Origin of the sequence: Rhodococcus sp. WS1 (assembly GCF_003797745.1) — a bacterium.
Classification (GTDB): domain Bacteria; phylum Actinomycetota; class Actinomycetes; order Mycobacteriales; family Mycobacteriaceae; genus Rhodococcus_F; species Rhodococcus_F erythropolis.
Genome location: NZ_RKLZ01000003.1, coordinates 452,242 through 470,853, shown reverse-complemented (window position 1 = coordinate 470,853; position 18,612 = coordinate 452,242). Strand labels below are relative to the sequence as shown.

Here is an 18,612-nt window from a genome sequence, read left to right as displayed (position 1 = left end):
GCCTACGACAACAACTACGTCGCTATCCGACATACCCGCTGAGGTCGTAGATCGTGGAATTTCCCACCGTTGTCGACGAGAAATTCGCTTCGACCCATTCCTGAATAGCACTCGACGTACTGTCCCCGCCTTGGCCATCTTTCGGGCTTCCGCCCTGGCCACTGGCGATGTAATAGTGGATCTCGCCGTCTGCCACGTACTCGATGAACTGGTCCAGCGTCGGTGCGGGATCAGAACTCCAACCGCCGATCGCCATCACCGCAGTATCGCTGGCCAACTCGTAGGTTGCTGCGCTTTGCGATCCGTTGGTCGCGGCCGACCACGTGGTGCCCGCATTGACCAACATTGCCGTCAACTCGGAAGTACTTTCGCTACCACTGCTTGTTCCTGGCCCACTCGTTGTTCCTGGCCCACTCGCCGTCGGATTACTGCTCGCGTCATCAGAGTTCGGCAGAGCCCCACCGTCTCCCTGCCCTTGGCCCCCACTCATGCCTCCTCCCCCGCCCATTCCGGAGTCGGACACGGCGCCGGTTGGTCCTGCCGTCGGGATGGACCCACCATGCGCTGTAGCGGCAGTGGCAATCGCGTAAGACGCCGAACCGGTTATCCCTGCCAACGAACCGATGATCAATCCAGCGACAGCGAGCTTGCGAAATCGACCCTTGGCTTCCAACAGAACCAGGATCGCGCCGACGACATTGCCCGCCAACAGAATCCACTTCAGCATCGGCAGCCATTCGGCATTGCGGTGCAACAACACCCAGCTCCAAATTCCTGCGGCCAGCATCATCGCTGCCAAGCCGCAGCGTCCGATCGAGCGGGCACGCACCAACCACAGGGCGTATCCACCGACGCCGATCATCCCCGCAACAGCAGGCGCCAGCGCAACTGTGTAATAGGGGTGGATCGTTCCGGACATGTAGCTGAAGATCAGGCCGGTAACGAGAAACCAACCACCCCACAGGATCAACGACGCACGGAGAAGATCTGTGCGCGGTGCACGCCCACGGGCGAGGAGTCCGAACACCAACGCGATCAGTGCCGCAGGTATCAGCCAGGAAATCTGGATACCCATCTCGCTGCCGAACAGCCGATCGAGTCCGGCACTTCCCCCAAAGCTGGAACCTGCACTGCCACCAGCCATTCCGCCACCGCCACCGGTGCTCCCGAAAAGTCGACCCAATCCGTTGTATCCCAGTACCAAGTCCATGACGCTGTTGTTGGTCGATCCGCCGATGTACGGGCGAGAATCAGCGGGCCACAGCCACACTGCCAACACCCACCACCCAGCCGATATGACAACGGACGCAGCACCGATTACCAGGTGGAACAGGCGAGTCCGCAAGCGCACCTGTCCGGCAATCAAATACGCGGCACCAAATGCAGGCAACACCATCAGCCCTTGCAACATCTTGGTGAGAAAAGCGAAGCCCAGCGCGACTCCTGCAAGCGCCACCCACATTGCGGCTCGTCGACCCACCGCCGTGCACATGGCGCAAATCACGAAGTAGCCGGCGAGAGTCATGAGCAGGACAAGCAATGCATCGGGATTGTCGAACTTGAACATCAGGGCGGCAGCGGGCGTAGCTGCCAACACAGCTCCCGCCACAAGACCCGCAGCCGGGGTCGCCACTCGTTTGACGGCCGCATACACGAGCGCAACCGATCCGACGCCCATCAACGCCTGCGGAACAAGAAGGCTGGCACTCGAAAATCCGAAGATTCGTCCGGACAGACCCATGACCCACAATGAAGCGGGCGGTTTGTCGACAGTGATGAAATTCGAGGTATCGAGGGAACCGAAGAACCACGCTTTCCAATTCTGGGAGCCGGCCTGCGCCGCCGCAGCGTAGAAGGTATTGGCGTAGCCACTCGCGGTCAGATTCCACAAATACAAGACCGCCGTTGCTGCCAACAGGACCGTCAGCGCCAATCCTGTACGGCGAGTGCGGAACCACGACGGCGAGGGCTCGGCTCGATGGGCAGTTGGTGCCGGCCGCTGAGGCGGGGCCGGATGCAGAACGGCGGTCATCAGGAAGTCCCTTCACGAGTTACTGTCCTGCCAACGATCGCGCTTTCAACCCCGGCGGTACTGGGAGCCGGCTGGAAAGTTGCTGTGAATGAATCAGGTCAGGGAACGCTCGAACAGCACGACGCTGAACCAACCGTTGTCGACAGCATCTCCGAAGTCACGACGCCCTACCTCGGCGAAACCCGCGTCTCGGTAGTAGCGGCGCAACCGCACGTTCGTTTCGACACAATCGAGCCGCAAGTACTGCGCGCCCTCCTCCGCGGACCGTCGATGGGCCCAGACGAGTAAGCGTTCGCCCAACGAGGTGCCCGAGAATTCTCGATCGATAACCAATCCGTGCACGTAGCCGGCAGGCTCGTTCGAATCGGGCCAGACCACGGGGTCTGACCAGATCAACCGCAGGGCGCCGACAATCCTTGACTGCGCCCGGTCTCGCGCAACAAAGAACTCCCCTCTCGAAATCTGCTCCCCGACCTGCTCGACAGACACTTCACGTGGGCGCCACTGGATGATTCCGCGTTCTGCCAACCAGTCTTCTGCCGCGTGCCGCAGCGCCAGAATCTCCGGCCCATCGCTCTCGACCGCTTGCACAACGTCCACAACCATATGACCTCCCCCATATCTGCAGCCGTTCACAACACACGGCCTCCAGGCCCCAACCCGGGTGTATCTCCGAGGTGAAGCCTATCGGCGTGAAGTTGTGTGCCTGAACGGGTGTCACCACTCAGTCAGGTTTTGAATGTGGTGTTCGCCGGTCGCGGATGCTGCCCGGGGTCGATCGAGGGCGGTGGGATGAACCAGGGATTCTTGTCGACCCCGATGCGGATCACCCACTTCCCGACGAACCCGGATTTCCGGTGCATCAACCGGTGATGCGAACGGCACAGCAGGACAAGGTTGCTCATCACCGTCGGGCCACCGTTAGCCCAGTGCCGAATATGGTGCGCATCCGTCCACGCGGGCACGCATGTGCAGCCGGGGAACGCGCAGCCCTTGTCTCTCGCGATCAACGCCACTCGCTGCTCCGCGGTGACCAACCTCTTTCCGGGTCTCGCATCCAAGGGCGCACCGTGATCATCGAGCAGCACGGTCGAGAGGAAACAATCACACCCGAGAAGCCTGGACTGCGATACGGACAGTGGTCCGAGCCAGGGCATGTGCCCGACATCGAGATCCGACACAGCCACTCCAACACCATCGGGCGAGGGTGCGGCGGCGCAATCCCGGTGCTCCGCAAGATCGCGGGCGTTGATGTGCACGTTCACGTGCGGCCGCTGACCGCCGTCGGTACCGGTCTTCGCGCAGTCCAAATACCGGCGGATCAGTTCGGTGAACCCATCCGCAGTGCGTTTCGCCGCCGACCGAGAATCCGGGGTTCCATCGGGTGCCGGGGTGGGCATCGTCAGATTCGACAACGCCGACAACAACATTTCACCGGTGAGAGCATCGAAATCTCCGCGCACCACCACCCGACCATTCAATGTCGACGCGATCCGCAACTCGTTCCGGTCGTTATCTTCGGCGGGTGGAATTTCATCGGATTCGAACACTCGCTCCAAGGTCGCGATCACGTTCCGCACCTTCGTGGTCGTCGCCTCCACCCCCGAGGCGGCAGCCAACAACAAATCGATACAGCGAGGGAGCGCCTCCTCCGGCATCCCCTTCGGAGGTGACTCGCAGAACGCCACGATCAACACGGCATGATCGAAGGAGCAGTCCCCGCCATCGAACCGAGCCGCCACCGCCGGAAAAGGCCGCAGCGCAGCACCCAACGCGGCGATCTTCTTCCCGTCCCGAACCTGCAGCATCGTGTTTGCCGCCAACCAGCAACCCACCCCGCGGCTGGCAATCACCTGATCATCAGGCCGCAACGACAACTCGTCCACCACCGCCACACGAACAGCCTCGAGACGCAGAATCTCCGCACTCGCCGACACCGCAACCGCACGCAACTCAGAAGCAGACAACCGCCACAGACGTCCGCGCAACCCCACCGCAGAACCCGACACCACATCCGACAACAAGACACTCATTGAATCCCCCGATCCCCACCCCCAACAATACTCGAACACCCGTTCGAGTCAAGAGTGGTAGACCTCGAGCGCCCGCGCTACCGATTCGTCACTCGCAGGTAGCAACGGCAGTCTCACATGGGGAGTCGGAATCTGCCCCAATGCATGCAACACGCCCTTGATGACAGTCGGGTTCGATTCGGAAAAGAGAGCTCCTGACAGCGTCGACAACCGTCGTCCAAGATCGCGAACACTGTCCACATCTCCACTGTCCCAAGCCTTCACCAGGCGTACGAACTCGGCGGTCGACAGATGAGCGGACGCCAAGATTCCGCCTGACGCACCCAAGGCCAGAAGCGGCGCGAGAAACAGATCATCCCCCGCCAGCACGGCGAAGTCGTCCGGAAGATCCGCGAAGAGTTCGACGGCAGCTGCGTCGATACCGCCCGCGGCATACTTCACACCAACAACCCCGGGCAAATCACCCAGCTCCCGCAAAGTGCCGCTGTCCAGATCGCACGCAGTTCGGTACGGCACGTGATAGACGATCAGCGGCACGCAGCTCGACGACTGCAGATGCGCGAAATGCGCCACCACACCGGCTTTCGACGGCCTCGTGAAGGAGGGAACCGGCACCAAGGCCGCCGAGACGTCAGGCCACCGAGTCAGCCTCCCGAGCGCCTGCGCACTGCCCGCCGTGTCGTTGCTACCCGCGCCCACGATCAACGTCGCACCTCTCGCACGGCACACGCTCGCACAGATATCCAGAACGGTCACTCTCTCTTGCTCGGTGAGGGTTGCGGCTTCCGCTGTAGTCCCCAGCGCAACGAGTCCGACCGCACCGTCGGAGAGGGCCTGGTGCGCAAGCTGTTCGAGTGCGTCGGTTGCAACACGACCGTCGCTCTCGAAGGGCGTGATCAGTGGTACATGGATTCCGGCCAGGTCAACTCGAGTCGTAGTCATAGAACTCAGCCTCACCGAACAGACCTTGTAGGTCTAGTTCGCATTTCCATCGTCGAGCGTAAGCTGAGCTGATGCTCGATGTCCGTCGACTGAAGCTATTGCGCGAACTAGCGCTGCGCGGAACCATCGTTGCCGTTGCCGAGGCGCTGTCGTTCAGTCCCTCCGCGGTGTCGCAGCAATTGGCCGTCCTCGAACGTGAAGCCGGCGTGCCGCTGCTGGAACGAACAGGCCGTCGCGTCCGCCTCACGCCGGCCGGTGAGAACCTCGCACGTCATGCCGAAGTCATCCTGCAACGCCTGGAGCAGGCGTCGGGTGAATTGGTCGACGCGCGTCGTGGACTGGCGGGGCCGCTGCGCATCGGAACGTTCCCGACCGCCGCACGGGCGATCCTCCCGCCGGCATTGATCGCCCTCTCTCGCGAGCATCCCGGGTTGGAACCGATGGTTTCGGAGATCGACCCAGCGGACGTCGCCGACGCCCTACGAGCTGGGAATCTGGACTTGGCGTTGATTCACGACTACGACTTCGTCCCTCGTCCCAGCGAACCGGGCCTGACAGCGTTGCCTCTGTGCAGCGAATCGGTCTATCTGGCGTCGAACGACACCGCTACAGATCCCGACAGCACCATTACCGCGCTGACCCACTGCGTGGAGCAGCACTGGATTACTGCGATCCCCGGAACTGCTTGTCATGCAATGACCATTCGCGCGTGCCAAGCGGCCGGGTTCACCCCGAAAGTGCGACACCACATCGACGAGTTCGCCACCGTTCTCGCCCTCGTCGCTGCAGGGCAGGGCGTTTCACTGGTCCCGGAACTCGGAGCCATCCATCCGCCACTCGGAGTGCGCCTGACGCCGATGCCCATTCGACGAAGGACCAAGATCGCACACCGAGCCGGCTCCGACGCTCACCCGGCGGTCGCAACCGTGACAAGCGCGCTTCGCTCGGCCGTCCCGCAACTGCTGGACGCCGAGCGATAGCGGCACCTACATGTCGAGCCCGAGGTCGAGCACTGTCACCGAGTGCGTCAAGGCACCTACAGCGAGGTAGTCGACGCCGGTTCGGGCGTACTCTGCGGCAACGTCGATGGTGAGACCACCGGATGACTCGAGCTTGGTTTCGGGGGCAACAGCGTCTCGGCGTTGGACCGCGATCTGCGTCTGCCACAGCGGGAAGTTGTCCAGCAGAACAAGTTCCACGTTCTCCGCCAGCACCTGGTCGAGCTGAGTGAGGTTGTCGACCTCGACTTCGCACTCGATGTCCGGGGCGAGCTCACGGACCGCACGAAGTGCTGCGACCACCGAACCGGCAGCGGCAACGTGGTTGTCCTTGATCAACGCCGCGTCACCCAATCCCATGCGGTGGTTGACGCCTCCGCCCACGTGGACTGCATATTTCTGCAGAGAACGCAGTCCGGGCAGTGTCTTTCGGCTGTCCCGCACTTTGGCATGAGTGCCGGCGATGGCGTCGACCCACTGCGACGTCGCCGTGGCGATTCCCGAGAGATGGCAGACGAGGTTGAGCATCGTCCGCTCTGCCGTGAGAAGGCCGCGGGTGGGCGCGACGACGGTGAGCACCGATTGACCTGGCGCAACCCGAGTTCCATCGGCCACCCGATCAACGACCTCGTAGTTACCCGCGCCGATCACCTCGTCGAGAACAAGCAGTCCGACGTCGATGCCGGCGACAGTACCCGAGGAGCGTGAGACGACCGAAGCCTTCGCGACCGCATCGGCGGGAACCGTTGCGGTAGAAGTGATATCAGGGCCATAGCGCAGATCCTCGTCCAGAGCGAGCCTGACCAACGTGAGCAGTTCGTCACGGTCGAGCGGCGCGGGCAGGATCTTCTGCTCGGTCATCAATGAACTCCTGTCAACAACATGTCTAGTATTTCGAGCGCTCCATCGGCACTCATCTTGATCCGAGTGCTGCGACGCTGATTCGGATCTGTTTCAGGATAGTCGGTGCGGGTGTGACAGCCTCGGCTCTCGGTTCGTGCCACGGCTACATCGACCAACGCTGTCGCGGTCAGTGTGAGCGCCGCGTCTTCGAGGTCCCCAGCAGCCACCGCCACTGTCTGATCGGCGTCGGCAAGCGCGGCTCGCGCAGTCAGGAGACCGCCTCCGTCGCGAACCACCGACGCGTGTGCTGTCATGACGGACTGCACAGTCTCTCGTGGGAGGATCGGCATCGGCTTGCGCACCACGTTGACCACTTCGGCATGAACCTCGCGACGCTCGGCAGCTGCGATTCCGGCACGCTCCCCGACCACCAAACCCTCGAGAAGGCTGTTGGACGCAAGACGATTCGCGCCGTGCAATCCCGTGCGAGCCACTTCGCCGGCTGCGTAGAGTCCAGGCACTCCCGTTCGTCCATGGACGTCGGTGGCGACTCCACCGCACGAGTAGTGCGCGGCCGGAGCGACCGGAATGAGTTGGGTGCGTGGATCGATGCCCGCTTCGAGACAGGATGCGGTGATCGTCGGGAACCGCGAATCGAAGCCGTCGAGCTTGCGGGCGTCGAGGTAGACGTGATCGGTGCCGAGATCTCGTAGGCGTGCTGCGATTGCGCGCGAGACCACGTCACGCGGGGCGAGATCACCCAGCGGATGAACACCTGCGGTGACCGAATCGCCGTTGGTGTCGACAAGAATCGCACCTTCGCCGCGGACCGCCTCACTGATCAAGGGCCGGCGACCTACTCCACCCGGAGTGAAGAGCACCGTCGGATGGAACTGAACGAATTCCAGATCCGCAATTGCCGCACCTGCTTCGAGCGCCAACGCGATTCCGTCGGCAGTTGCGCCGGGCGGATTTGTACTGCAGGCATACAGCTGACCGAGTCCACCGGTAGCGAGCAGTACCGCGGGCGCATGGATCACTCCGAGCCCTTCCGGCGAGGAGACAATGAGTCCACACACCCCGCGCCGGTTGGTCACCACCTGGACTGCCGCTGCACCGAACAGAACGGGGAGGCCGGCAGCGTTGAGAGCCCGCTGCACTTCCGCGCCCGTGGCGTCGCCGCCCGCATGGATGATCCGACGCGTGCTGTGCCCACCCTCGCGGGTGCGCGACACCTCGCCGTCTCGCCCGCGATCGAAGACCGCGCCCAACGCGGCCAGCGCCGCAACTGCGTCGTGACCAGCTTCGACGATGGAATAGACGGCTTCCTCGTCGCACAAGCCGACGCCGGCCTCACACGTATCCGCAACGTGCGACTCGACGGAATCCGTATTCAGATCGTCGACGACTGCGATGCCGCCCTGCGCGTACTGAGTCGAGGTGTCCGTCGGACCACCCTTGCTGACCGTGAGTACTTTCAGCCCCCGCAGAGAAGCGGTGCGCGCAGCGGTTAGGCCCGCGACACCGCCTCCCACGACGACCAGGTCGGCATGAGCCTCCCAGGCGAAACGCCCGGCAGGGCTGCTCACTCGCCGCCGCCCGGATTACCGATCTCGATCATGCGCTGCACCGATTTCTGTGCACGCTTGGCCATCTCGAGATCGACGTGGACCTCGTCCTTGCCCTCGAGAAGGCAGCGAAGCAACGCGGCAGGCGTGATCATCTTCATGTACGGGCACGACGCGCGGTCGTTGACGGCCTGGAAATCGACGTCGGGCGCTGCCTTGCGCAACTGGTGCAGCATCCCGATCTCGGTGGCGACCAGAACCTGCTTGCTCTTGGTGACGCGGGCAGCGTCGAGCATTCCGCCGGTGGAGAGGATCTTGACCTTGTCCGCGGGGACCGCGCCTTCACCGGCGAGGTACAGAGCCGAAGTAGCGCAACCACATTCAGGGTGCACAAAAAGCTCGGCATCGGGGTGAGCCTTGGACTTCGCCGTCAACTCGTCACCGTTGATACCCGCGTGGACGTGGCATTCACCGGCCCAGATCTGCATGTTGGTGCGGCCTGTGACGCGCTTGACGTGAGCTCCGAGGAACTGGTCCGGGAGGAAGAGAACTTCCCGGTCGGGATCAATCGAGTTGACCACGTCGACGGCATTGGACGACGTGCAGCAGATGTCGGTGAGACCCTTGACCTCGGCCGTGGTGTTGACATAGGACACGACGAGGGCGTTCGGGTTGTCGGCCTTCCACTCACGAAGCTGCTCGGCATTGATCGAGTCGGCCAGAGAGCAGCCGGCACGCTCGTCCGGGATCAGCACCGTCTTGGACGGCGACAGGATCTTCGCGGTCTCGGCCATGAAGTGCACACCGCAGAAGACAATCGTGTCCTCGGGCGCCTCGGCAGCGATTCGCGAAAGCGCCAGGGAGTCGCCGACATGATCGGCGACGTCCTGAATCGCAGGCAGCTGGTAGTTGTGCGCAAGAATCGTCGCGCCGCGTTCGCGAGCCAGACGTTTGATCTCAGCGGCCCACTCGGGGGTCGCTTCGACTCCGTTGTATCCGCCGGGGCCGTCGTGAATCTGCGAGGCCGATCCCTCCCATAACGTCGTGGTCGTCATGGCGTTCTCCTTCACCGTGAACCCGGGCTCGTCACCCAGTTCAAATCCGGACGGGCTGGCCCGGATTTCCGTATTCGAGGTTTTCGACTTAGGATCGAAAACGTGCCCAATAGTAACACCACCCACGAAGTGCTTGCAGCGGTGTTCCAAGTTCGCACCTTCCCCGCAAGCATCGCCGCAGGTGACGGCGATCACTGCCCACAAGGGCGTGAAGAGTTGGCCGTGCTGCTGTGGCAGCGCGCACTCAACCCGCAGAAAGGCACATGGTCCCTGCCCGGGGGCACTTTGCGCGACGACGAGGACCTGACGACCTCCGCTCGACGACTCCTCGCCGAGAAGGTCGACCTACGAAAGGTCGCCCACCTCGAGCAACTCTCCGTCTTCAGTGATCCACAACGAGTGCCGGGCCCGCGCCGCATCGCGTCGACCTTCCTCGGACTCGTTCCCCTCAGCGCCGACCCACAACTTCCACCCGACACGGCCTGGCACCCCGTTTCGAAGTTGCCGGAGATGTCGTTCGACCACGGAACCGTCGTACGGCACGCGCGTAATCGACTGGCTGCAAAACTCTCCTACACCAACATCGCATTCGGGCTGGCTCCCGAAGAGTTCGCGATGTCGACACTGCGCGAAATCTACTGCGCTGCACTCGGTTACCAAGTCGACGCAACCAACTTACAACGTGTACTGGGTCGCCGAGGCGTACTGACTCCCACCGGCAACACCGCACCGTCCGGCAAGTCGGGCGGACGCCCACCGGCCCTGTACCGCTTCACCGACTCCACCTTGCGAGTCACCGACGAGTTCGCGGCACTGCGTCCCCCGAGCTGACGTCGATCAGGTTCTCAGGCAACGGCTTCGAAACTTCCGCGTTGCAGCCACGCCGAGTTCACCGCGCCGGCCGGATCGATGACCCGATTGATTGCGCCGAACCGCGTCGTCACCCGATCGAGAATCCGATCGGCCTGCCAACGATCCGTCGGATCAGCGACTATCGCAAAGAAGCGATTGGTCGGTTTTCCCGCCATGACGCGCACCAATTCTGTCACCGTCCGCGCGGTGGCCGCCACGCTCCAACCGGCGTCGAGAAACTCGGTGGCGATACGCGCACCGTGCTCGAATCCGATGTCCGTGACAAGTACAACTCCCCTGTTCGGGGCGATGTCCGAAACGCTCATTGCGAAACCTCCACTCGGAATCAAACTTCTTGACTCCCATGTAAGTCCGCAATCTTGTGGCTCCCTTGTGTTGGTTCTGTGAGAACTCTGGGGATTCCGCGCCCCACACATCAGGCAGATCGAGACAGCCCCGCCCAGAAGACCGTCGAGGAAGCGTTCACCACATCACCGATCGGCACGTCGCCCAACATTCCGCCCGCGGCCAGCGTCGCGACGCCATGGAACGTCGCAAAGGCAACCAGCGCAATACTTTCCGGATCACCGGCGGCAATGTCACCCGCAGCCTGCGCTTCCGATACGAGCCGAACGGTCAGGTCCATCGTCGCGTGCCCCGCGTTCACGACAGTCTCGGCCGCACCGGGTGCATGCTTGTTGCTGTACATCAGAGACAACAGACCCGGATGCTCCAACGCAAAATCCACATAGGCGTTGGCGAGCGAGGAGAACCGGGCTTTCGCGGTCGGCGGCGCCTCCGAAACTGCTCGCTCGAGTGCACCGGTCATCCGATGGAATCCGCTTTCAGCCAAGGCGTCGAGCAAAGCCTGACGGTCGCGAAAATGCTTGCCAGGGGCCGCGTGACTGACGCCCGCCTCGCGCGCAAGCTGCCGCAGCGACAACTTGTCGACGCCATCACGCTCGAGGGTCGCTTCAGCTGACGCCAGGAGTTCCTGTCGCAGGCTGCCGTGGTGGTACGGCTGTTCGTGGGCGGGCATGGTGGCACCATATCAAAATGTTGTCATTGACAACTATGGTGTCAGTGCCTACATTTGGGATCACCCGAACCGAAGGAGCCACCATGGCCATCGACGTAGCCGGAACCACCGTCCTCATCACCGGAGCCAGCGCTGGGCTCGGAGTGGAATTCGCTCACCGCTTCGCCGCTCGCGGTGCAAATCTGGTTCTCGTCGCCAGGCGGGCAGATCGCCTCGAAGCCCTCGCTACCGAACTCCGCGTCGCCCACGGCATCACAGTCACAGTTCTGCCTGCCGACCTGGCGGCGCCCGGCGTCGGCGCAACACTGCACCAGGAGCTGACAAACCGTGGCATCACCGTCACCTCGCTGATCAACAACGCCGGATTCGGAACACACGGAGCATTCGTGGACGAAGATCTCGAGCGCGTCACGTCCGAAATTCAGCTCAACATCGCCACGCTGGTCGAACTGACGCACACCTTCCTGCCCGATCTCCTGGGCGGACGTGGAGCGCTCGTCAACATCGCGAGCACGGCGTCGTTCCAGCCGACCCCTGGCATGGCCGTCTACGGCGCGTCCAAGGCTTTTGTACTCAACTTCACCGAAGCACTCTGGGCAGAAGCTCGCGGCAGCGGATTGACCGTATTGGCGGTGTGCCCCGGCCCGACACGAACCGAGTTCTTCGACGTCGTCGGCTCCGAAGATGCTGCGGTCGGGCGAATGCAGACGGCAACTCAGGTGGTGGATACAGCTTTCCGGGCACTGGATCGACGCAACGCACCGCCGACAGTCGTATCAGGTTTGCCGAATTGGGTGTCCTCGATCAGCACTCGCTTCGCAACCCGCCGGTTGGGAGCGTTGATTTCGGGTCGACTGTTGGGTGACGTGCGAATGAAGTCCGCAGCGAACCGCCCGTCGACGTCGGAGGTATAGAGAAGCGTCGGCTGTATAGAAGCAACGGCTACGGGAGTTTCGGCTGGACCTCGTCGTCGGTCTGTTCGGCCTCGGTGGCCGGATCCCCGGATTCCGGATCCCCAGATTCCGGGTGGTCCCCAACACCGAGGTCGTCGTACGGATTGAGCACTGCCAGAACCAAAGTCACGACGCACGCCGCGAGCGGCTGAAACAGAAGCACGAGCAAGGTGCCGATGTTCGGTGCACGCGCGATGATCTCCCCGACCGCCGGATTGTCGGCGGTGGGGAAACGCAGTTTTGTCACGCCCGAACCAACGAGTGCCATCAGTCCGGCACCTGCCGCCGAGCCGACTATCAACCCGCCCAGGGCATACGGGCCTCGACTCAGACGCGCCAACCACGCCGCTACTGCCGACAGCACACCGACGATCAGTGCCAGCCAGATGAACACAGCACTCGCGTCGAACTGATGGAGGCTCTCACCCGTCAACGCGACGCCGCGCCCCTCGGACACCACCAACAGGTGCTCGGCCGGAGCCAAGAACGCCCACACCACACCGACGAGCACGCTCACGCCCGCAGTGGTTGCGGCGATCACGATCGCGGTGCGCAGACGAGTCTGCCGAAGAGAGATCACACAGAGTGACGCTACCTGCGGGCGGCGTCGATCGAGTCGACGACACCGTGTCGGGAGCATTTCGCCCACCATCCGTCAGGGCTGACCTGAACGATCATGCGGCGCCCGCACTGCTCGCAGAAGCGAGGCGGCTCTAGCCCCATCGACGCCGCAGTCGGCGTCGGATCGTCGACACCGTCGACGATCCGACGCCCGGTGAACGGGTTGTACCGCTCCTCGGTCACCGGAGTGCTCACAGAGTGTCGTTCAGTGCTTTGATCGGCATCTGCAGATCGACCAACAAATCCAGATCCTTCTCGGCGGGACGCCCGAGGGTGGTCAGGTAGTTGCCGACGATGACGGCGTTGATTCCGCCGAGGATGCCCTGCTTGGCACCCAGGTCGCCGAGGGTGATTTCGCGTCCACCCGCGAAGCGCAGGATCGTGCGGGGCAGCGCGAGACGGAATGCCGCCACGGACTTGAGCGCCTCGCTGGCGGGCAGCACATCCAGATCCCCGAAGGGGGTGCCGGGACGCGGGTTGAGGAAGTTGAGCGGGACCTCGTCCGGCTCGAGCTCAGCCAAGTTCGCGGCAAATTCTGCGCGCTGCTCCAATGATTCACCCATACCGAGGATTCCGCCGCAGCACACTTCCATGCCTGCTTCGCGAACCATCCGAAGCGTGTTCCACCGCTCTTCCCACGAGTGTGTGGTCACGACGTTCGGGAAATGCGACTTCGAGGTCTCCAAGTTGTGGTTGTACCGGTGCACACCCATGGCGGCCAGTTGGTCGACCTGTTCCTGGGTCAGCATGCCGAGCGAGCAGGCGATCTGGATGTCGACCTCATTGCGGATCGCCTCGATACCTGCGGCTACCTGAGCGAGCAACCGGGCGTCAGGTCCGCGGACGGCGGCCACGATGCAGAACTCGGTAGCGCCCGACTTCGCAGTCTGCTTGGCAGCTTCCACCAGGCTCGGGATGTCCAACCAGGCCGCGCGAACCGGCGACTGGAAGAGTCCGGACTGCGAGCAGAAATGGCAGTCCTCGGGGCAACCGCCCGTCTTGAGGCTGATGATGCCCTCGACCTCGACCTCCGGTCCACACCATTTCATACGCACATCGTGGGCGAGAGCCAGCAGGTCTTCGAGCCTGTCGTCGTCGAGTCGGAGTACGTCGAGCACCTGGCTTTCGGTCAGGCCAACTCCTCTTTCGAGAACTTGCTCGCGCGCCTGGTCGAGGATGTCGACCGTCGCAGGGGCCGTGCTAATCGGGGGCGGGGTCACAGACGTCTCCTTCGAAACCAGCAAAATTGAACACCGTACAAGTTGAACGGTGTTCACGTTAGAGACGTGGTGGAATACTGTCAAAGGCGGGTCCGATCGACATCCGATCGCGAGCGCCCCACAGCGGGACGAAACGAGGGGAACAACAAGTGCAGTTGCGACGCGGCGACGTGCTGGACGGCGCCATGGCGATACTCGACGAGTTCGGACTTGCCGACCTCACGATGCGCAGGCTCGCAACGTCACTGGGTGTCCAACCCGGCGCCCTGTACTGGCACTTCCCGAACAAGCAGACCTTGCTCGGTGCGGTCGTCGACAAGATCCTCGAAGACCTCGAAACTCCCGTAGACGCAGAGACATGGCAAGAGGCGTATTCCGAACTGGCACACAGACTTCGGTCTGCCCTGCTGGCGCACCGCGACGGCGCCGAGTTGGTCAGTGCCACCTTCGCCTCGCGGATGACAAGCAGCAAGGTGCGCGAGCACTTCGTACACGCCGGCGAAGAATCCGGGCTATCACGCGAGCATGCCCAACTCGCGGCGTACGCCCTGCTGTACTACGTGCTCGGCCACACCGTCGACGAGCAGTCCCGAGCGCAGATGGAAGAAATGGGGGCACTTACCCGAGCACCCATTTCCCCCGACTCCCCCGAGGTGATCGGCGGCGGTTCCGACGAGGACCTCCTCGACGGCGATCCGACAGTGCGCTTCCAGTTCGGCCTGGACCTGTTCATCGACGGCATCCGCACTCGCCTGAATTCGACCACACATTCAACGCGCACCGAATCGGCTCTACGACACCCCTGACAGCCGCAGTAATGCAGTAGTGCCGGCCGCGGCAATCACCACTAGTACCAATGGCGCCTTTAACCAGGCGCAGATGCCTCCGGCCACCACACCGAGCATCCGCGCCGGCCCTGCAACGTCATGCCCGATGAAGATCGTCGATGTCGCAACCACTGCAAGCAGCAGCACCACGACAGCACGATCGAGGGTTTTCTCGGCAAAGCTCGAAAGCTTCACCCGAGCGCGGAGCAGAACGCCACTTGCCCGCAAAGCGTAAGAGCCGCAAGCGAACACAACAATACCGATCCAGACCGACGCGGTATTCATCGAACCTTCTCCCGGAACGGTATCGTCACCGCGATACTCAGCAGCGCTACGAGCGGCGCGGTACCGGGCGGCAGGAACGGCGCCGTGGCCACCGCGACTGCTGCACCGATCAGGGCGGCAAGCAGCGTCACCTTTTCCTTCAGCGCAGGCAGGACAAGGGCCAGAATGACAGCCGGAAACGCGGCATCCAATCCCAACGCGCCGGGGTCTCGGACGACGCTGCCGAGCAGCCCGCCCAGCAACGCTCCGATCGGCCACGACACCGCGATCCCGATTCCACAGAACCAAAAAGCCGCACGCTTGCGCTCCACCGATTCCTGCGCCATGGCGACCGCGACGCTTTCGTCGTTGACCAGGTGCGCGCCGACCATACTGCGCCAGCCTGAATCTTTGTAGCGACCCCTGCCGAGAAATGATCCTGCCGACATCCCGTAGGCGAAGTTACGTGAGTTGATCAACAAGCCCGCCACAACAGCAGCGGTGACGCTGCCTCCGGCTGCGATGATTCCGATGAACAAGAACTCCGAAGACGCTCCCAGAACGAGTACAGCCAATGCCGAAAGCTGCCACAACGAGAATCCAGCTGATCCTGCCGTCACACCGTAGGACACTCCGACGATGGCCACGGAGAGACAGATCAGCACGCTCACCCGAACCGTGTCTCGATCAACTGTTCGCCATAAAGAACGCATGTATTCTATGTTGAACGAAGTGGCACCGTTCGTCAAGTAGAACGACCGATCGGAGAATCGAACGATGACCAGTAATGAAACGGATACAGCGGAGACTCCTCAGAAACTGGTCGCCGTCGCACTCAAACGCGAACGTGCCCGAGCAGGCTTGAGCCTCTCGGAGGTGGCGCGGCGCGCCGACATCGCCAAATCCACACTCTCCCAACTCGAATCCGGCCTCGGGAACCCGAGCCTCGAAACACTGTGGGCACTCGGCAACGCGTTGGGTGTGCCGTTCTCACAACTCGTCGACTCGCAGGCCCAGACCGTTCAATTGATTCGAGCCGGAGAAGGTCCCGCAATTGCTTCGGCAAACGCGTCGTACATCGCGACGCTCTTGGCGCCGAGCCCACCGAACGCACGACGTGATCTGTATCGGATAGTCGCCGAACCGGGCGAGCCGCGTATTTCGACTCCGCATGCGCGCGGCACCACCGAACACGTTGTGATCGGCACCGGGCGAGCGGAGGTCGGGCCCACTGCAGATCCGATCGAGCTCGGCCCGGGCGACTATCTCGCTTATCCCGGCGACGAGGAGCATATCTTTCGGGCGCTCGAACCAGGGACGACGGCGATCATGGTGTCGGAACACAGCTGAGCCGCGATGAGTTTCGCCGCTGCGGGAAGTCTGTATCTGGGAGGTGATGTGGCCAGAGCCTCGATTGCCGACGACAGTAACGACCGACAGCAGGAGGACCCATGTCCGGATCCAGCATCAGCAGCATTTTGCTCTCGAGCACCAACCCCGAACGTTTGCGCGACTGGTACGCCGAGGCGTTCGCCCCGAAGGTCGACCGGACTCCCGGTGACCCTGGCTACGACGTCCTCGACTTCAACGGTTTCTACGTAATGCTCGACAGACGCGACGACGTCGGTGAGACAAACCCCCAGCCGGGTCGCATGTTCCTCAACGTCGAGACCGACGACGCCCGGTCGATCGCACAGCGCATCGACGCACTCGGCGGAAACTGGCACGCTCCGCTCGAAGTCCGCGGGGGCAGTTTGTTCGCCACCGCGATCGACCCCGACGGAAACTACGTTCAGATCATCGAGTTCAGCGAGGAAGCCAGGGCCGACATGGAATCCGGAATGACGGATTCCCAACCCACCTAGTCCGACAACAGCTAGGAACGGAGACAGTCATGCTTGCGGACACCAAAGCATTCAGCGGATTTTCGGTGACAGACATCGATGCTGCAAAGAAGTTCTACGGCGAAATACTCGGGCTGAAAGTGACCGATGAAGACATGGGGCTGATTCGGCTACATCTTGCCGGCGGAACCGAAATCCTCGTCTATCCCAAACCGAATCACGAAGCGGCGACGTACACGATTCTCAACTTCGTCGTCGACGACATCGACACAACCGTCGATCAACTGACCGCACGTGGCGTGGAGTTTCTGAAATACGACGGATTCCCCCAGGATGCGCGAGGCATCATGCGTGGCAACGGCCCCGACATCGCGTGGTTCACCGATCCAGCCGGCAATGTTCTGTCGGTAATCAAGGAGTCCTGACGCGCTTAACCGCTGAACAGCTGTGACTGCCGCTGTTCAGCGGTGTCGGTGTTCGAGCGTTCTGCTGCCGCAGTTTCACGCTCGGCCGCCAGTTGCTCGGCGCTTTTTGCGTCGACAACGGGCTCCGACGCGCTGAGGTCGGAAAACAAGCCATTGCTCGATTCGTTCACATGCCACCCTTTTGCCTGGTCATCGTTGCCGCGCGCAGATAAACCTGCGTTAGAGATCGGTCGATGGCTACTTGATTACTGCCGCCCGTACGGCGCCGACAAGGCGCCGATGACCCAGCAGTTCTTGACCCAGTGTTGCACGCCTGTGTTTTCCACGAGAAATTCGGTCCAGACGGGTTGTCATCGCCCGCACGGCGGAGCAATGTGAAAGATGAGCGCGGAGCAGGTCGGCAGCACTTTCGTCGGACACCTGGCCCCTCAATTCACCGCACAATTTTTGGAGGAATCATGTTGGGAATTGCTTTGGGCCTCGGCAGCGCTGCTGTCGGAATCGGCCTCGGACTACTGGGCGCGGGAGCGGGAATTCTGCTGAGCGACAAGACCGTCAAAACTGCGCGACGTGACCTCACCGCCTGACGAGGGCGAGCGCACTGACTATTTGGACACTCGGGTCAGCACTCGGGTCAACGCGGCGATGCGCCACCCCGCGCAGTGGGTGCTCTCGCACGCCACACGTCGCCGCGGCGTGGACACAGACGCAGCCGTTCCCACCAGCGCCCAGAACGTGCTCGACCGGTTGACGGCTCTCCGAATCAGCACGTGGAGTTACGGTTTCGACCACAAGTCGATCCGTCATCTCGGACCGATGGCACAGGATTTTGCCGCAGTCTTCGGCCTGGGATCCAACACCCGTCGGATCTCGGCCGTCGATGCAAACGGCGTCTGCATGGCGAGCATCCAAGCATTGAACCGCAAAGTTCTCGCCCTCGAGACAAAGGTCAGCGCGCTCGAGAAGGACATGGACAGACTGCACGAAGAACTGGGAGGCACGGGCACGGATCGAAATGCATTAAAGGTCAACAACAGTCACACACCCCCGCCGCTCGACGAGTTCGGTAGGTCCGCAGGTCTGTAGTTTGTTCGGT

General features: G+C 62.4%; 24 protein-coding genes. 9 read left to right on the top strand and 15 right to left on the bottom strand.

All coding sequences use genetic code 11. The features are described 5' to 3' along the window. Positions 1-22 precede the first annotated feature (22 nt). From EEB12_RS27370 to EEB12_RS27355, 4 genes are all read right to left on the bottom strand, one after another. The gene (locus EEB12_RS27370) at positions 23-2,032 is read right to left on the bottom strand and encodes an ArnT family glycosyltransferase (RefSeq protein ID WP_141488859.1); all 2,010 of its coding nucleotides are present in this window, start codon (positions 2,030-2,032) and stop codon (positions 23-25) included. A 93-nt stretch (positions 2,033-2,125) separates the two neighbouring features. Next, on the bottom strand, positions 2,126-2,638 hold the full coding sequence (locus EEB12_RS27365; protein WP_020969809.1) for a GNAT family N-acetyltransferase: 513 nt from the start codon (positions 2,636-2,638) through the stop codon (positions 2,126-2,128). Positions 2,639-2,760: 122 nt separating this feature from the next. Beyond that, a complete protein-coding gene (locus EEB12_RS27360; protein ID WP_141488858.1) occupies positions 2,761-4,065 on the bottom strand; it encodes an HNH endonuclease signature motif containing protein in 1,305 nt (434 codons plus the stop codon). A 48-nt stretch (positions 4,066-4,113) separates the two neighbouring features. Next, positions 4,114-5,007 (bottom strand): 4-hydroxy-tetrahydrodipicolinate synthase family protein, encoded by an 894-nt coding sequence (locus tag EEB12_RS27355; protein WP_141488857.1) that lies wholly within the window; start codon positions 5,005-5,007, stop codon positions 4,114-4,116. Positions 5,008-5,078: 71 nt separating this feature from the next. Between EEB12_RS27355 and EEB12_RS27350 the strand changes: the two genes are divergently transcribed. Further along, positions 5,079-5,987 carry a LysR family transcriptional regulator gene (locus tag EEB12_RS27350; protein ID WP_042952068.1) on the top strand — a complete coding sequence of 303 codons (909 nt, stop codon included), beginning with the start codon at positions 5,079-5,081 and terminating at the stop codon, positions 5,985-5,987. Positions 5,988-5,993: 6 nt separating this feature from the next. On the opposite strand, the gene nadC is transcribed toward EEB12_RS27350, so the two are convergent. Genes nadC through nadA form a run of 3 tightly spaced genes read right to left on the bottom strand, consistent with a single transcriptional unit; the run spans position 5,994 to position 9,471 of the window. Then, the gene (gene nadC / locus EEB12_RS27345; protein WP_003941805.1) at positions 5,994-6,866 is read right to left on the bottom strand and encodes a carboxylating nicotinate-nucleotide diphosphorylase; all 873 of its coding nucleotides are present in this window, start codon (positions 6,864-6,866) and stop codon (positions 5,994-5,996) included. Continuing rightward, the gene (locus tag EEB12_RS27340) at positions 6,866-8,437 is read right to left on the bottom strand and encodes an L-aspartate oxidase (RefSeq protein ID WP_141488856.1); all 1,572 of its coding nucleotides are present in this window, start codon (positions 8,435-8,437) and stop codon (positions 6,866-6,868) included. The genes nadC and EEB12_RS27340 overlap by 1 nt, the downstream gene beginning before the upstream one ends. Beyond that, entirely contained in the window at positions 8,434-9,471 is a 1,038-nt protein-coding gene (gene nadA, locus EEB12_RS27335; RefSeq protein WP_020908027.1) for a quinolinate synthase NadA, read from the bottom strand. The genes EEB12_RS27340 and nadA overlap by 4 nt, the downstream gene beginning before the upstream one ends. 102 nt (positions 9,472-9,573) lie before the next feature. Here nadA and EEB12_RS27330 point away from each other — a divergent pair, with 102 nt between their 5' ends. Then, positions 9,574-10,302, top strand: coding sequence for an NUDIX hydrolase (locus EEB12_RS27330; RefSeq protein WP_007733069.1), 729 nt, complete (start codon positions 9,574-9,576; stop codon positions 10,300-10,302). A 14-nt stretch (positions 10,303-10,316) separates the two neighbouring features. Here EEB12_RS27330 and EEB12_RS27325 read toward each other — a convergent pair whose 3' ends face one another. Both EEB12_RS27325 and EEB12_RS27320 read right to left on the bottom strand, forming a co-directional pair. Beyond that, entirely contained in the window at positions 10,317-10,649 is a 333-nt protein-coding gene (locus tag EEB12_RS27325) for an SDR family NAD(P)-dependent oxidoreductase (protein WP_141488855.1), read from the bottom strand. 110 nt (positions 10,650-10,759) lie between these two features. Then, the gene (locus EEB12_RS27320; protein ID WP_141488854.1) at positions 10,760-11,362 is read right to left on the bottom strand and encodes a TetR/AcrR family transcriptional regulator; all 603 of its coding nucleotides are present in this window, start codon (positions 11,360-11,362) and stop codon (positions 10,760-10,762) included. Between the two features lie 83 nt (positions 11,363-11,445). On the opposite strand from EEB12_RS27320, the gene EEB12_RS27315 reads away from it, so the two are divergent. Beyond that, positions 11,446-12,276 carry an SDR family NAD(P)-dependent oxidoreductase gene (locus tag EEB12_RS27315; RefSeq protein WP_141488853.1) on the top strand — a complete coding sequence of 277 codons (831 nt, stop codon included), beginning with the start codon at positions 11,446-11,448 and terminating at the stop codon, positions 12,274-12,276. 28 nt (positions 12,277-12,304) lie between these two features. Here the strand turns inward: EEB12_RS27315 and EEB12_RS27310 are convergent, their stop codons facing one another. Genes EEB12_RS27310 through bioB form a run of 3 tightly spaced genes read right to left on the bottom strand, consistent with a single transcriptional unit; the run spans position 12,305 to position 14,141 of the window. Then, the gene (locus EEB12_RS27310) at positions 12,305-12,895 is read right to left on the bottom strand and encodes a DUF2567 domain-containing protein (RefSeq protein WP_019748811.1); all 591 of its coding nucleotides are present in this window, start codon (positions 12,893-12,895) and stop codon (positions 12,305-12,307) included. An 11-nt stretch (positions 12,896-12,906) separates the two neighbouring features. After that, positions 12,907-13,131: a hypothetical protein gene (locus tag EEB12_RS27305; protein ID WP_019748812.1), complete on the bottom strand. Its 225-nt coding sequence runs from the start codon at positions 13,129-13,131 to the stop codon at positions 12,907-12,909. Continuing rightward, positions 13,128-14,141 carry a biotin synthase BioB gene (gene bioB / locus EEB12_RS27300; protein WP_024487821.1) on the bottom strand — a complete coding sequence of 338 codons (1,014 nt, stop codon included), beginning with the start codon at positions 14,139-14,141 and terminating at the stop codon, positions 13,128-13,130. The genes EEB12_RS27305 and bioB overlap by 4 nt, the downstream gene beginning before the upstream one ends. A 164-nt stretch (positions 14,142-14,305) precedes the next feature. Here bioB and EEB12_RS27295 point away from each other — a divergent pair, with 164 nt between their 5' ends. Next, a complete protein-coding gene (locus tag EEB12_RS27295; RefSeq protein WP_141488852.1) occupies positions 14,306-14,962 on the top strand; it encodes a TetR/AcrR family transcriptional regulator C-terminal domain-containing protein in 657 nt (218 codons plus the stop codon). Here EEB12_RS27295 and EEB12_RS27290 read toward each other — a convergent pair. Both EEB12_RS27290 and EEB12_RS27285 read right to left on the bottom strand, forming a co-directional pair. Further along, complete coding sequence (locus tag EEB12_RS27290; protein ID WP_141488851.1) at positions 14,948-15,268, bottom strand: AzlD domain-containing protein; 321 nt, start codon at positions 15,266-15,268, stop codon at positions 14,948-14,950. The genes EEB12_RS27295 and EEB12_RS27290 overlap by 15 nt on opposite strands. Then, on the bottom strand, positions 15,265-15,960 hold the full coding sequence (locus EEB12_RS27285) for an AzlC family ABC transporter permease (RefSeq protein ID WP_220095797.1): 696 nt from the start codon (positions 15,958-15,960) through the stop codon (positions 15,265-15,267). Before EEB12_RS27285 ends, EEB12_RS27290 begins: the two co-directional genes overlap by 4 nt. 64 nt (positions 15,961-16,024) lie before the next feature. Between EEB12_RS27285 and EEB12_RS27280 the strand changes: the two genes are divergently transcribed. From EEB12_RS27280 to EEB12_RS27270, 3 genes are all read left to right on the top strand, one after another. Then, complete coding sequence (locus tag EEB12_RS27280) at positions 16,025-16,597, top strand: helix-turn-helix domain-containing protein (RefSeq protein ID WP_021344529.1); 573 nt, start codon at positions 16,025-16,027, stop codon at positions 16,595-16,597. Positions 16,598-16,698: 101 nt separating this feature from the next. After that, complete coding sequence (locus EEB12_RS27275) at positions 16,699-17,112, top strand: VOC family protein (protein ID WP_019748817.1); 414 nt, start codon at positions 16,699-16,701, stop codon at positions 17,110-17,112. Positions 17,113-17,141: 29 nt separating this feature from the next. Beyond that, entirely contained in the window at positions 17,142-17,516 is a 375-nt protein-coding gene (locus EEB12_RS27270) for a VOC family protein (protein WP_019748818.1), read from the top strand. 5 nt (positions 17,517-17,521) lie between these two features. Here the strand turns inward: EEB12_RS27270 and EEB12_RS30595 are convergent, their stop codons facing one another. Beyond that, the gene (locus tag EEB12_RS30595; protein WP_019748819.1) at positions 17,522-17,686 is read right to left on the bottom strand and encodes a hypothetical protein; all 165 of its coding nucleotides are present in this window, start codon (positions 17,684-17,686) and stop codon (positions 17,522-17,524) included. Between the two features lie 288 nt (positions 17,687-17,974). On the opposite strand from EEB12_RS30595, the gene EEB12_RS30940 reads away from it, so the two are divergent. Next, complete coding sequence (locus tag EEB12_RS30940) at positions 17,975-18,103, top strand: hypothetical protein (protein WP_021333694.1); 129 nt, start codon at positions 17,975-17,977, stop codon at positions 18,101-18,103. Beyond that, entirely contained in the window at positions 18,087-18,602 is a 516-nt protein-coding gene (locus tag EEB12_RS27265; protein ID WP_141488849.1) for a tail fiber domain-containing protein, read from the top strand. Before EEB12_RS30940 ends, EEB12_RS27265 begins: the two co-directional genes overlap by 17 nt. Positions 18,603-18,612 lie beyond the last annotated feature (10 nt).

Excerpts from the sequence above, each read along its gene's own strand:
- EEB12_RS27370 (WP_141488859.1), bottom strand. The coding sequence starts at position 2,032 with ATGACCGCCGTTCTGCATCCGGCCCCGCCTCAGCGGCCGGCACCAACT.
- EEB12_RS27365 (WP_020969809.1), bottom strand. The coding sequence starts at position 2,638 with ATGGTTGTGGACGTTGTGCAAGCGGTCGAGAGCGATGGGCCGGAGATT.
- EEB12_RS27360 (WP_141488858.1), bottom strand. The coding sequence starts at position 4,065 with ATGAGTGTCTTGTTGTCGGATGTGGTGTCGGGTTCTGCGGTGGGGTTG.
- EEB12_RS27355 (WP_141488857.1), bottom strand. The coding sequence starts at position 5,007 with ATGACTACGACTCGAGTTGACCTGGCCGGAATCCATGTACCACTGATC.
- EEB12_RS27350 (WP_042952068.1), top strand. The coding sequence starts at position 5,079 with ATGCTCGATGTCCGTCGACTGAAGCTATTGCGCGAACTAGCGCTGCGC.
- nadC (WP_003941805.1), bottom strand. The coding sequence starts at position 6,866 with ATGACCGAGCAGAAGATCCTGCCCGCGCCGCTCGACCGTGACGAACTG.
- nadA (WP_020908027.1), bottom strand. The coding sequence starts at position 9,471 with ATGACGACCACGACGTTATGGGAGGGATCGGCCTCGCAGATTCACGAC.
- EEB12_RS27325 (WP_141488855.1), bottom strand. The coding sequence starts at position 10,649 with ATGAGCGTTTCGGACATCGCCCCGAACAGGGGAGTTGTACTTGTCACG.
- EEB12_RS27320 (WP_141488854.1), bottom strand. The coding sequence starts at position 11,362 with ATGCCCGCCCACGAACAGCCGTACCACCACGGCAGCCTGCGACAGGAA.
- EEB12_RS27315 (WP_141488853.1), top strand. The coding sequence starts at position 11,446 with ATGGCCATCGACGTAGCCGGAACCACCGTCCTCATCACCGGAGCCAGC.
- EEB12_RS27290 (WP_141488851.1), bottom strand. The coding sequence starts at position 15,268 with ATGAATACCGCGTCGGTCTGGATCGGTATTGTTGTGTTCGCTTGCGGC.
- EEB12_RS27285 (WP_220095797.1), bottom strand. The coding sequence starts at position 15,960 with ATGCGTTCTTTATGGCGAACAGTTGATCGAGACACGGTTCGGGTGAGC.
- EEB12_RS27280 (WP_021344529.1), top strand. The coding sequence starts at position 16,025 with ATGACCAGTAATGAAACGGATACAGCGGAGACTCCTCAGAAACTGGTC.
- EEB12_RS27275 (WP_019748817.1), top strand. The coding sequence starts at position 16,699 with ATGTCCGGATCCAGCATCAGCAGCATTTTGCTCTCGAGCACCAACCCC.
- EEB12_RS27270 (WP_019748818.1), top strand. The coding sequence starts at position 17,142 with ATGCTTGCGGACACCAAAGCATTCAGCGGATTTTCGGTGACAGACATC.
- EEB12_RS30940 (WP_021333694.1), top strand. The coding sequence starts at position 17,975 with ATGTTGGGAATTGCTTTGGGCCTCGGCAGCGCTGCTGTCGGAATCGGC.